Genomic DNA, 11,834 nt, shown 5'->3' with positions numbered 1-11,834 from the left:
TGGCCGTGCAGGCGCTGCTGGGTCCCGGCGACATCGCAATCGTCGACCGCAACTGCCACAAGTCGCACCATTACGGCATGGTGCTGGCCGGCGCGCAGCCGCTCTACGTCGAGGCATTCCCGATGACGGAATACTCGATGTATGGCGCGGTGCCGTTACAGACGATCAAGCAGGCGCTTCTGAACGCGAAGGCCGACGGCCGGCTCGACCGGGTCAAGATGATCGACCTGACCAATTGCACCTTCGACGGCCACATCTACAACACGCGGCGGGTGATGGAGGAATGCCTCGCGATCAAGCCTGACCTGATCTTCCTCTGGGACGAGGCCTGGTTCGGATTCGCGCGGTTTTCACCGTTCCTGAGGCGGCGAACCGCGATGGGCGCGGCGAACGAGATCGAAGCCTGGATGCGCGATCCCAAGTCGGTCGCCGCCTATGAGAAACAGCAGGCCGAGCTCGGCAAGAATCCTTCCGACGAGGTTCTGCTCAAGACCAGGCTGATCCCCGATCCGCGCCAGATCCGGTTGCGCGTCTACCAGACCAACTCGACCCACAAGTCGATGTCGGCGATCCGCCAGGGCTCGATGCTGGCGGTCAAGGACATCGAATTCCACACCGTCGAAGCGCAGTTCAAGGAGGCCGTATTCACGCACGCCTCGACCAGCCCGAACCAGCAGCTGATCGCGAGCCTCGACGTCTCGCGCCGGCAGATGGAGCTCGAGGGGTATGGTTTGGTGGCCAATGCCATGGAGATCGCGTTCGCCATCCGCAACGCGGTCAACACCAATCCGTTGATTTCGAGGTACTTCCGCGTTCTCGGCGCGGATGCCATGGTGCCGAAGCAATACCGCCAGAGCGGATTCACCGACTATCTGGCGGCCGGGACCAACTGGGCGAGCGCCCTGAAGAGCCTGAACGACGACGAGTTCTGCCTCGATCCGACCCGCATGACGCTGGTCTGCGGCACCGCCGGGTACGACGGAACGTCGTTCAAGGGGCTGCTCGCCAGCCGTTACAACATCCAGGTCAACAAGACCTCGCGCAACTCGGTCCTGATCCAGTCCAACATCAACAATACGCGGAGCGACGTCGCACATCTCGTCCGGGTGCTGGCCGAAATCTCCGGTGAAATCGATCGCGGCCTGACCAAGGGCGGCGCGAACGCCAGGGTCGACTTCGACATGCGGGTCAACAGCCTGATGAAGGATGTACCCGATCTGCCGAACTTCTCGCATTTCCACGACGCCTATCGCGGCGATGCCGGCACGAAGACGAATGAGGGCGACATCCGCGGCGGGTTCTATTCGGCCTATGATGCCGCAGGATGCGAATATATTCGACTGAACGATCCCGAGATCGACAGGCGCCTGAAGAACGGGCCCGATCTCGTCTCCGCCAACTTCGTGATTCCCTATCCGCCGGGCTTCCCGATCATGGTCCCTGGCCAGGTCATCACGCAGGAGACCATCGATTTCATGCGCAAGCTGGATGTGAAGGAGATCCATGGCTACGACGCGGCCGAGGGCCTGAAGCTCGTGACGACCGAGGCGCTGGCCAGGATGGGCAAGCCGCGAGCGGCCGCGCCGAAGTTCAAGGCTGCATCATAGACGAAGGAGAGCCCGCAAGGCGTCATCGCATTCTTGCGGCGATGAGTCTTGCGCAACAAGTCGTAACGCAACCGGTTTCCGGAGGGACACCATGAGGAAAGTGAGTTTGATCGGAATTCTTGCTACGCTGGCGGTTGGATTGGCCGGCTTCAGCACGCCGTCGCTGGCTGAAACCGGCTCGGTCGCCGTCATCTTCACCAAGGGTGGATTCATCGTTGGTGTCGGAGGCGGCGAGGGCGTATTGACCCTGCGCGGCAAGCACTATCCGTTCACGGTGTCGGGCATGAGCGTCGGATTCACGATCGGCGCTTCGACCACCAAGCTTGTCGGGCGCGCCCTCAATCTCAGAGGGCCTGCCTCGATCGAAGGCTCCTACAGCGCGGCAGGCGCCGGTGGGGCGATCGCCGCGGGCGCCGGAGGCGTGCAGCTCCAGAACGCCAATGGTGTGATCCTGCAGCTCAGCGGCCCGAAGGTCGGCGCCGAGGTATCGGCCGCCGTGGGCGGGGTTTCCATCCGCTTGAAATAGGTCTGGAGTGATCCAGGCCGCGCCCGGCGCGGCCTGGACCTCTAGTAACGTTCCTCGACGAACTTCATTCCGCGCAGTCCGGCCTGATCGTTGTAGCGCCCCTTATTGGAGCGCTTGGGAAGCTTGACCTTGTCGCGCTTGACCCGTCCGTGAGGAATTGTCTTCAGCAGGAATGAGATGCAGTTCAACCGCGCCCGCCGCTTGTCGTCGGAACGGATGACGTTCCAGGGCGCGTGCTCCGAGCTCGTCGCCTTGAACATCAGGTCGCGCGCACGGGAGTAATCATACCACCGGCGGAAGGATTCCGTGTCCATCGGGCTCAGCTTCCACTGCCGCAGCGGATCGTCGATCCGGGCCCTGAAGCGGCGCTCCTGCTCATCCATCCCGACCTCGAGCCACAGCTTGATCAGGATGATGCCGCCCTCGATGATGTATTGCTCCATCTGCGGGCAGAGCGAGAGGAATCGTTTGTGCTCCGCCGGCGTGCAGAACCCCATCACATATTCGACGCCTGCGCGATTGTACCAGCTGCGATCGAAGATCACGATCTCGCCGGCCGCCGGAAACTGCTGCATGTAGCGCTGGATGAAGAGCTGGGACTTCTCGCGATCCGAGGGCGCGGGCAGGGCGACCACGCGAAACACGCGCGGGCTGACCTTCTCGGTCAAGGCCTTGATCGTTCCGCCCTTGCCGGCCGCATCGCGTCCTTCGAACAGGATGATGACCCTGAGATTGTTCGCCTTCACCCATTCCTGGAGATGGCAGAGCTGGATCTGCAGCTTGTGCAGTTCTTCCTCATAGTCCTTGCGCTTCATCTTTCCAGCGGGCTTGGCGTTCGCCATGGATATCCGTCCATCGTTTCAACTAGTCGCCCCAGGAAATGACGATTCCGATGTCGCCGGGCATGCCGCCGGGGTAATCGACGATCTGATAGCGGATGCGGTAGCCGCGCGGCTGCAAGTAGTCAGCCCAAAGCTGGTATATTTCCTTAGGGATACCCGTCAGCGTCTTCTCCCAGCCGGCCTCCATCTGATTGATGGCTCGCCCCTTGTCGGTGCACAGCGTATTGGGGAAGCGATAGACCTGCACTTCGCTCAACCCGTTGCGCACCGCCCGCTGAATCACCGTCGACGCCAGTTTGACCTTCTCGTCCTCGCTGAGCCCGGAGGGCTTGCTCAGCCGCTCGATCAACGCGCGCTTCTCGGCTTCGATAGCGGCCGCACGCTTGGCATCCTCCTCGGCTTTCTCCGCTTCCTTCAGCGCGGCCTGCTTCTGGATCTCGTGTGCCTTGGGGATCAGGTCATCGATCTTGTCTCGCATGGCTGGGGACTCCTAAGCCCGATCTTCCACCTTGCCCCCGGAACGGTAGGGATGAGCCGACCGGCTTCCTTGATCCAGATCAAGCAAGCGCGATAGGATCGTCAGCAGTGTCGATCAAGATTCGCTTGCGGTGTTATTGCGACCGGGAGACTTGGCTTGAGCGAACAGATGCATCCGGCGGCCCCCCATCATCTGCCGTTTTTCATTCCCGGCGCCGACGGGTCGGACACCCTGATGGTGGTGATGGGCATTTTCCTCGTAGCCACCGTCTTGTGGGTTGGCACTCTGTACTGGAAGCTGCACAGCCTGCCGGAGCGCATGGCGCACAAGAGCCAGAAACTTCAGTTTGAGATCGTCGCCGTCCTCGGCCTGATATCGCTTTTCACCCACATGCATATCTTCTGGGTCGCCGGCCTGTTGCTGGCACTCATCGACCTGCCGGATTTCGGCACGCCGATGCGCAGCATCGCCGATTCCGTCGAGCGCATAGCAGACGCCACGCCGGGTGCTGCCGAACCGGAAGCCGAATCCGTACCTGGCGGCAGTCCCGACGTCCGGACGCCCGCGAAGCAGGAGGTGCACAACCATGCTTGAGCTGATGATCTGCTCGCTGGTGACGATCCTGCCGGATTACCTCTACCGCCGCTATCGGCAAGGCAAGCGGTTCGGCAAGGAGATCACGTTCTTCTCCGTCTGGTATGAACTGAGATGGGGGATCACCGGCTGCCTGATGCTCACGATCTCGCTGATCACGATGATCTTCTACTTTCATCCCTCGACAACCTCGGCGGCGATCTACTTCAGGACCGTGCCGATCCTGCCGGAAGGCTCCGGCCGTGTCGTCGAGGTCAATGTCGACTTCACCGCGCCGGTGAAGAAGGGTGACGTTCTGTTCCGACTCGACAGTTCGAAGCAGGAGGCGGCGCTCGAGACCGCCAAGCGAAAGATCGCCGAGGTCGATGCGTCGTTGATCGCGGCGCAGGCCGACGTCGTCAAGGCGGACGCTCAGATCGGGGAGGCGAAAGCCTCCTTGCAGCAAGCCAAGGACGAGCTGGAGGTGAAGAGCGAGTTGCAGCGCCGCAATCCCGGCATTGTGCCGCAACGCGACATCGAGAAGCTGCAGGTGCTGGTTGATCAGCGGCAGTCCGGCGTCGATGCCGCCAGCGCCGCCAGGGAATCGGCGGCGTTGCGGGTTTCCACGCTGTTGCCGGCCGAGAAGGCGAGCGCCGAGGCGGCGCGGGCGCAGGCGCAGGTGGATCTCGACAAGACTTTCGTCCGTGCCGGCGTCAATGGCCGCGTCGAGCAATTCCTCGTTCGCCCCGGGGACCTCGTCGCCCAGATCATGCGGCCGGCCGGAATCCTGATACCGGACGAAGCGGGCCGCGACAGGTTGCAGGCCGGATTCGGGCAGATCGAGGCCCAGGTGATGAAGCCCGGCATGGTCGCGGAAGCCACCTGCATGTCGAAACCCTGGGTGATCATTCCTCTGGTCGTCACCAGCGTGCAAGATTTCATCGCCGCCGGCCAGTTTCGGGCCAGCGAGCTGTTGATCGACCCGCAGAACCTGCAACAGCCAGGTTCGATCCTCGTGTTCCTGGAGCCGCTTTACAAGGGCGGCCTTGACGGCGTGACACCGGGCAGCAGTTGCATCGTCAATGCCTACACCAGCAATCATGATGCGATTGACGATCCGAAAACCGGCGCGTTGAAAGGCTTTGCCCTGCACGCCGTCGACGCGACTGCGCTCGTTCATGCCTTGCTGCTTCGGATTCAGGCTCTGCTGCTGCCGATCAAGACGCTGGTGTTAAGCGGTCACTGACGGGCGCGAACAGGGAGACAGCATATGAAACCGGACTGTAAGCTTCGCGCAATCGTGGTGACGGGCATGATCTTCGGATTGCCGGGTTACGCGCACGCCTTCGATCTCACGGGCGCCTGGGCCACGAGCGCCGAGCAATGCCGAAAAGTGTTCGCCCACAAGGGCAGGGCGAACCAGCTGACCTTCACGAACTTCTCAGGCGTCTATGGCGGCGGATTCATCGCCGAGCCCGATCGCCTCCGGAGCAAGTTCGAGAACTGCAAGATCAAATCGCGCAAGGACGACGGCCAGACCATCAACATCATCGTCGGCTGCGCATCCGGAATCATGGTATCGAATGTGCAGTTCTTCCTTAAGGCCGTCGACGACGATACCATTACGCGCCAGTTCCCGGGCATCGAGGGGATGGAGGTCAACTATCATCGTTGCAAGATCTAGAAGCGTCCGCTCCCCGCGCTGGCTCAGCACCGCCGGACCGTTGTCGGCTGACGCCGGACCGATTGGGTAGCGGGCCATGGATCCGAGCAGGTTGCCGAGGTCATTCCGCATCGTCCTGGTGCTGGGTATCGCCCTTCTGGCAGCAGGCGCCGGCTTGCTGGCGTATCGATGGTATGAGCAGCCGACGACCTTGACGATCGCGGTTGGCTCGCTGGACGGCGAGGCCGGCAGGCTGGTCTCGGCGATCGCAGGAAAGTTCGCCCAGTCGAAAGCGCCGGTCCGGCTCAGCCTGGTCCAGACGCCGGGACCGCTCGAGTCCGCCAAGGCATTCGCGTCCGGAAAGGTCGACCTCGCGGTCGTCCGTGGAGACGTCGGCGATCTCTCGCAGGCCCAGGCCGTCATCGTGTTGGCCCACGCCACCGTCCTGCTGGTCGCGCCGCCCGGCGCTGCGATATCGGACGTGGCGGAGTTGAAGCGCGCCGCGATCGGTGTGATCGGCGCCGAGGCCAATCAGAAGCTGATCAAGGTGCTGACCGACGAATACGATCTGACGCGCGCGGGCGTGACGTTCAAACCGCTCGCCCCCGCGGACGCGCGCCGGGCCCTCGATGCCAAGGAAGTCCGGGCGATCCTGCTCGTCATGCCTTTGACCGAAAAGTATCTTTCGCTGCTGCGCAATGTCTTCTCGCGCACCACGCGAGCCGGCCCGGTGATGATCGCCATCGAGTCCGCCGGAGCGATCGCCGAAAAGGAGCGCGCCTATGAAAGCTTCGACGTACCGAAGGGGACCTTGCGCGGCTCGCCGCCTGTTCCTGCTGACGACCTGACGACGCTGCAGACGTCGTTCTATCTGGTAGCGCAGAAGAAGCTCGGGAATGACCTGATCGGCGACCTGACGCAGTCGATCATGAATGCGCGACGGGATTTGCTTGCTGAGCTGCCGGCACTCTCCCAGATCGCTACGCCCGATACCGACGCAGGCGCCTACATCCCCGTGCATCCGGGGGCGGCGGCGGTCTATGAGGGGACCAGGGAGAGTTTTCTCGACCAGTGGGGCAATGCGATCTTCCTAGCGCCGATGATCGCCGGCGGACTTGCGTCCGTGCTTGCGGCAGCGTGGAAATTCCTCCGACCGATCGAGGCACCGAGCCGCGAGGAGGCGCTCGACACGCTCTATGCTCTGGGGCCTCGGGTCCGCGCGGCCGGGCGTGAGTCGGAGCTGGAAGAGATCGAGCGCGAAATCGACAAGGTGCTGCGAACGCAGCGCGCCCAGCCGGTGGAGGACGACAAGGCCGAGCGCGCCGTCACGGCGGTGAACGTTGCGGCCCATCGGCTCGAGAACCTGATTCACGATCGCCGCATCCACCTTGCGTCACGACAGCCGGGCCAAGCCGAAAGCCAAGTCGAAAGCCACCAAGCCGAAAGCCGAGCCGAAAGCTGAACGGAAGGGCAGTTTCCTTGATCTTGATCAAGGAGGGGACGGGACTGCGGCCGATGCTGTCGACCGTTGGTGTCGATGGAGGTCGCGATGTTCCGTTGGGGCAAGACTCTGCTTGCGGTTGTGCTGGTGTCGGTGACGTCCGTTGCCGCAACCGCGCAGGCTGCTGACAAGCCGCCGGCCCAGGCCAGCCAGCCGGCCGCGGCAACAACGCAGCCTGCCGATCAGCTCCTGAAGCCGGAACAGCTGGAAGCCCTGGTGGCGCCGATCGCGCTTTATCCGGACTCGCTGCTCGCCAACGTGCTGGCGGCGTCGACCTATCCGCTCGAGGTCGTGCAGGCCGATCGTTGGCTCAAGGAGCGCAAGAGCTTGAAAGGGGATGCGCTGAAGGCCGAGGTCGACAAGCAGGCCTGGGATGACAGCGTGAAGGCGCTCACGAGCACCGCCGACGTGCTCGCAATGATGAGCGACAAGATCGATTGGACGAAGAATCTGGGCGATGCCGTGCTGGCGCAGCAGCCGGACGTCATGGATGCGATCCAGCGGCTGCGCAGCAAGGCGCAGGCCAACAACAAGCTGGTGACGACCAAGCAGCAGAAGGTCAGCGTCCAGACTCAGGAGAGCAAGCAGGTCATCGTCATCGAGCAGACCGATCCGAACACGGTCTATGTGCCGTATTACGATCCCGCGACGGTTTATGGCGCGTGGCCCTATGCAGACTATCCGCCGTATTATTTCGGCTATCCGTCCTATATCGGCGCCGGGGTGATCGCGGCAGGTCTTGCCTTCGGCGCCGGATGGGCGATCGGACGCTGGGGTAATTATTGGGGCGGCGGCTTCAACTGGGGCAATCGCAACGTCTATGTGAACAATTTCAACAGGGTCAATAATATCGGGAACAGCTGGCAGCACAATCCGGCGCATCGCCAGGGCGTCCGCTACAACAACAGCAACGTCCAGCAGCGCTTCGGCGGCAACGCCAATCGGGCCGGTGCCGGCGATCGGATGGATTTTCGCGGCCGCGATGGTCAGCAGGTTCTCAAGCCCGGCGGCGATCGCCCGGGCGCAGATCGCGCCGGTGACCGGGCAGGAGACCGCGGTGGTCGCGCCGGAGATCGGGCCGGAGACCGTGGAGGCGACCGCGGCGGAGACCGTGCGGGCGATCGCGGCAAAGGCGGTGACCGTGCCGCTGCCGCCGATCGCGCCAAGGGCGGCGACCGCGCCGGTGCCGGCAACAAGGCCAAGGGCGGCGGCGATCGCGCAAAGGCCGCCAACCGCGGCAATGCCGGTAACCGCGCAGCTGCGGCGAATCGTGGCGGTGGCAGTCGCGGTGGCGCCATGAACGTATCGTCCGGACGGGCAGCTGCGGCGGCATCGGCGCGCGGGCGATCGAGTATGGCCAGCATGCCGCGCGGCGGCGGCGCAAGTTTTGCCGGCCGCGGTGGTGGTGGAATGGGCGGGGGCGGCTTCCATGGCGGCGGCGGAGGCGGCTTCCGCGGCGGCGGCGGTGGACGACGCTCCGACATCGCGCTCAAGCACGATATCGAGTTGCTTGGACATCTCGCCAACGGCCTCGGCTATTATCGCTTCAGCTATCTCGGTAGCGACAAGAGCTATGTCGGCGTGATGGCGCAGGAGGTCGAGCAGGTCATGCCGGCGGCGGTGACGCGCGGCGCCGACGGCTATCTCAGGGTCTATTACGACAAGCTCGGACTCAGGTTCCGCAGCTACAACGACTGGCTTGCCGCCGGCGCGAAGATTCCATCCCCGTCGGAGGCATCACGATGACAGGCTCTTCGGACTCGCGACTGGATCGTATTGCCTCCATCGGCGTGGCCGCGGCAACAGCACTTGCTCTGCTGCTGTCTCCTGCGCGCGCCCAGCAAGGTTTCCCCAATCCGGAAGACGCGGCGTCTGCCTTGGCAACCGCGGTCAAAGCCGGCACCAGTCGGGCCATGCTGAAGGTGCTGGGCCGCGATGCCGCCGATATCATCGAGTCGGGCGACGATGTCGCCGACGCCAATGCGCGAGAGAGCTTTCTTTCTGCCTACGACGCCAAGCATTCGATCAAGGCTGACGACAACAAGAAAGCCACCTTGATTCTGGGGAGGGACGATTTCCCGTTCCCGATCCCGATCGTCAACAACAAGGACGGCTGGAGTTTCGACGCGGCCGCGGGGCGGCGCGAAATCCTCTACCGCAGGATCGGCCGCAATGAGCTGGCCGCGATCCAGACCAGTCTTGCCTATGTCGACGCACAGAACGAATACGCAGAGAAGGATCGCGGCGAGGGTGTGGGCGCCTATGCGCAGCGCATCGTCAGCAGGCCGGGCAAGACGGACGGGTTGTTCTGGCGCGACGACAAGGATCCAAGCCCGCTCGGCGAGCTGGCCGCCCAGGCCGCTGCGGAAGGCTACAAGGTCGGCGAGCAGAGCATGCCGTATCACGGCTACTACTATCGGATCCTGAAGGCACAGGGCTCCGACGCCCCGGGCGGCGCGCTGAACTATGTTGTGAAGGGCAAGATGATCGGTGGATTCGCGCTGGTCGCCTATCCCGCCGAATACGGCAATTCCGGCGTCATGACCTTCCTGGTCAACCATGCAGGCACGGTCTATCAAAAGGATCTCGGCCCACGCACTGATTTCCTCGCCAAGCGCATGATCGTTTTCGATCCGGATCACACCTGGAAGAAAGTGGACCCGACAAATCCCTGAGCGAGGAGGGTGCCGCAGTGACGCGATCCATGATCCGTTCCGTCATACTGGCGCTTGCGGCGATGGTCCTGTTGGTCGCGCCATGCTTCGCGCAGGCCGTGGGCCACGTTCAGGTCAAGTTCGTGAAGGCGGCTCTCGTCGTGGGCGGCGGCGGCGGCAGCGGCACGTTGACCTACCGCGGGCGGCACTATCGGTTCATCGCGTCCGGCTTCAGCCTCGGCGTGACTGCCGGTGCGTCGGTGACCTGGCTGGAAGGCACCGCCTCAGGCATCAGGGACGTCAACGATTTCGCCGGCAGCTACACGCTGGTCGGAGCCGGTGGCGCATGGGCTGGGGGCGTAGGCGGGGTGAGCCTGCGAAATGAACAGGGCGTTGTGCTCATGCTCAAGGGACCGAAAGCAGGATTGGAATTCGCCGCCAATCTGGGCGGACTCACGATTTCGCTGCGGTGAACTCGCGCTCGATTCGCCCTGCCTCAGATGGGCCGCAGGTGGAAGGCGGCTCCGCCGAGCGACGATCAGCGTCCGGGGTGCGGCGCTGAGCGATGGATTGATCTATCTCAAGGCCAGGCCCGAGGCTCAGGTTCAGCTTGCATTTGGCGGGCGGCGATACGTCGTCCAGATAACCGGGAGGTGAAGGCATGTACCGGCACATTCTCATTCCGACAGATGGGTCGGAACTGGCGGAGCAAGGGGTGAAGCAGGGGTTGGCGCTGGCGAAATCCGTCGGAGCCAAAGTATCGGTCATCTTCGTCGTTGAGCCGCTCTCGGAAATAGGAGGGCGGTACCGTGATCTGCTCGCGAGATTTGCCGAGATACGCAAGGAAGAGGCCACGAGCGCGCTGGATCGCGCCGCACACGCGGCCAGGGAGGCCGGCGTTCCCTGCGAGACAAGCCAAGTCGAGAGCGGGCAACCCCATCAAGCCATCATCGCAGCAGCCGGGGATAAGGGCTGCGATCTCATCGTTATGTCATCGCACGGGCGCAGCGGGCTCTCCAAGCTTCTCATCGGCAGTGTGACAAACAAGGTGCTGGCGCAAGCAAAGACTCCGGTCCTTGTCTGTCAGTGAGGGCGCAGATCGCCGGATAGAAATCACCGTGCACGGAGCTTGGGAGAAATCGAATGAACAAAATCACTGTGTGCCTTGCTCTTGCCGGTGCGGCGTTGTCGGGCCCGCTGCAGGCGCAGACTAGCGTCGATATGGCGCGGATAACTTGCTCGCAGTACCTCGCCATGTCCCCGGGCGATTCTTCCATATTTTCTGCCTGGATGAGCGGCTGGTTCAATCAAAAGAAGGGATACGTCTTTGTCGATCTCAACGCGTATGCGCGAAATGTCGCAAGCGTGAAGGCGTGGTGCGCGACCAATCCCACTCAGACCGTGATGGCCGGCCTTGAGCGCTCTACGGCCGGCCAGTGATCAAACAGGGTTGGAAGATAACAATGAAACCATCGATTCCTGCAATTGCGACCGTTGTACTCCTCGCCACGAGCGTCGTGGCCAAAGCGCAGGTCGTCGTCGATCTGTCCCTCATTACCTGCAAGCAATTGCTGGAGTCGGACCAGGAAAGACAAACGCTGATCAGCTCCTGGATGTCGGGCTATTTCAGCGCATCGAAGAACTTGACCGTCGTCGATTTTCGCTACGTCGAGCGAAACGGCAAGGTAATCGGCAAGTACTGCAAGTCGCACAAGGCAGACACCGTAATGAATGCGATGCAAAAGAACTGGCGCTGATCATCGTTGTTGCGAACGCGCAGGCATTGGACGGCATCCCTGTCCTTCTCGGGTCGGAGGTGAAGCCCGCGATGTCAACGGTCGGCAGGTTCGTCGCGGTTTACTCGCGCGTCTGATCGAACCGCTTCTCCCTCAACTCGGGCCGCGGCGCCCGTATTATTACGGTCCGGGCCCTTGACCAAGGTCAAGGCGCGGCCAATGGCCAGATGGTGTGTCGCTAGGGGTGTTCGCTC

The 11,834-nt window shown here is 62.9% G+C and carries 13 protein-coding genes and 1 pseudogene; 12 read left to right on the top strand and 2 right to left on the bottom strand.

The genetic code is table 11. The features are described from left to right. Together PMN64_RS38595 and PMN64_RS38590 are read left to right on the top strand one after the other, a co-directional pair. Positions 1 to 1,607, top strand: a pseudogene (locus tag PMN64_RS38595) (decarboxylase); the annotation flags it as partial. Between the two features lie 91 nt (positions 1,608 to 1,698). After that, the gene (locus PMN64_RS38590) at positions 1,699 to 2,133 is read left to right on the top strand and encodes a hypothetical protein (RefSeq protein ID WP_028345011.1); all 435 of its coding nucleotides are present in this window, start codon (positions 1,699 to 1,701) and stop codon (positions 2,131 to 2,133) included. Between the two features lie 41 nt (positions 2,134 to 2,174). Here the strand turns inward: PMN64_RS38590 and ppk2 are convergent, their stop codons facing one another. Both ppk2 and PMN64_RS38580 read right to left on the bottom strand, forming a co-directional pair. Further along, positions 2,175 to 2,975 (bottom strand): polyphosphate kinase 2, encoded by an 801-nt coding sequence (gene ppk2 / locus PMN64_RS38585; protein ID WP_411784544.1) that lies wholly within the window; start codon positions 2,973 to 2,975, stop codon positions 2,175 to 2,177. Positions 2,976 to 2,997: 22 nt separating this feature from the next. Beyond that, entirely contained in the window at positions 2,998 to 3,453 is a 456-nt protein-coding gene (locus PMN64_RS38580) for a hypothetical protein (protein ID WP_304499674.1), read from the bottom strand. 156 nt (positions 3,454 to 3,609) lie between these two features. Between PMN64_RS38580 and PMN64_RS38575 the strand changes: the two genes are divergently transcribed. The 10 genes from PMN64_RS38575 (at position 3,610) to PMN64_RS38530 (ending at position 11,601) form a co-directional block, all read left to right on the top strand. Beyond that, positions 3,610 to 4,047, top strand: coding sequence for a hypothetical protein (locus PMN64_RS38575; protein WP_411784543.1), 438 nt, complete (start codon positions 3,610 to 3,612; stop codon positions 4,045 to 4,047). Then, positions 4,040 to 5,272, top strand: a complete 1,233-nt coding sequence (locus PMN64_RS38570; protein ID WP_411784542.1) for an HlyD family secretion protein — start codon at positions 4,040 to 4,042, stop codon at positions 5,270 to 5,272. Before PMN64_RS38575 ends, PMN64_RS38570 begins: the two co-directional genes overlap by 8 nt. Positions 5,273 to 5,296: 24 nt before the next feature. Next, positions 5,297 to 5,710 (top strand): hypothetical protein, encoded by a 414-nt coding sequence (locus PMN64_RS38565; RefSeq protein WP_304499677.1) that lies wholly within the window; start codon positions 5,297 to 5,299, stop codon positions 5,708 to 5,710. A gap of 76 nt (positions 5,711 to 5,786) precedes the next feature. Further along, the gene (locus PMN64_RS38560; protein WP_411784541.1) at positions 5,787 to 7,151 is read left to right on the top strand and encodes a TAXI family TRAP transporter solute-binding subunit; all 1,365 of its coding nucleotides are present in this window, start codon (positions 5,787 to 5,789) and stop codon (positions 7,149 to 7,151) included. An 87-nt stretch (positions 7,152 to 7,238) separates the two neighbouring features. Then, positions 7,239 to 8,936, top strand: coding sequence for a DUF3300 domain-containing protein (locus tag PMN64_RS38555; protein WP_411784540.1), 1,698 nt, complete (start codon positions 7,239 to 7,241; stop codon positions 8,934 to 8,936). Further along, positions 8,933 to 9,865 carry a DUF2950 domain-containing protein gene (locus tag PMN64_RS38550; RefSeq protein ID WP_411784539.1) on the top strand — a complete coding sequence of 311 codons (933 nt, stop codon included), beginning with the start codon at positions 8,933 to 8,935 and terminating at the stop codon, positions 9,863 to 9,865. Before PMN64_RS38555 ends, PMN64_RS38550 begins: the two co-directional genes overlap by 4 nt. Before the next feature lie 29 nt (positions 9,866 to 9,894). Continuing rightward, the gene (locus PMN64_RS38545) at positions 9,895 to 10,317 is read left to right on the top strand and encodes a hypothetical protein (protein WP_028345002.1); all 423 of its coding nucleotides are present in this window, start codon (positions 9,895 to 9,897) and stop codon (positions 10,315 to 10,317) included. 188 nt (positions 10,318 to 10,505) lie between these two features. Continuing rightward, on the top strand, positions 10,506 to 10,934 hold the full coding sequence (locus tag PMN64_RS38540; RefSeq protein ID WP_028345001.1) for a universal stress protein: 429 nt from the start codon (positions 10,506 to 10,508) through the stop codon (positions 10,932 to 10,934). A gap of 53 nt (positions 10,935 to 10,987) precedes the next feature. Beyond that, positions 10,988 to 11,284 (top strand): HdeA/HdeB family chaperone, encoded by a 297-nt coding sequence (locus PMN64_RS38535; protein ID WP_028345000.1) that lies wholly within the window; start codon positions 10,988 to 10,990, stop codon positions 11,282 to 11,284. Between the two features lie 23 nt (positions 11,285 to 11,307). After that, a complete protein-coding gene (locus PMN64_RS38530) occupies positions 11,308 to 11,601 on the top strand; it encodes an HdeA/HdeB family chaperone (RefSeq protein ID WP_028344999.1) in 294 nt (97 codons plus the stop codon). The last annotated feature ends 233 nt before the right edge of the window (positions 11,602 to 11,834 follow it).

Origin of the sequence: Bradyrhizobium sp. UFLA01-814 (assembly GCF_046718885.1) — a bacterium.
Taxonomy (GTDB): domain Bacteria; phylum Pseudomonadota; class Alphaproteobacteria; order Rhizobiales; family Xanthobacteraceae; genus Bradyrhizobium; species Bradyrhizobium elkanii.
This window is presented reverse-complemented; position numbering and strand designations above follow the sequence as displayed.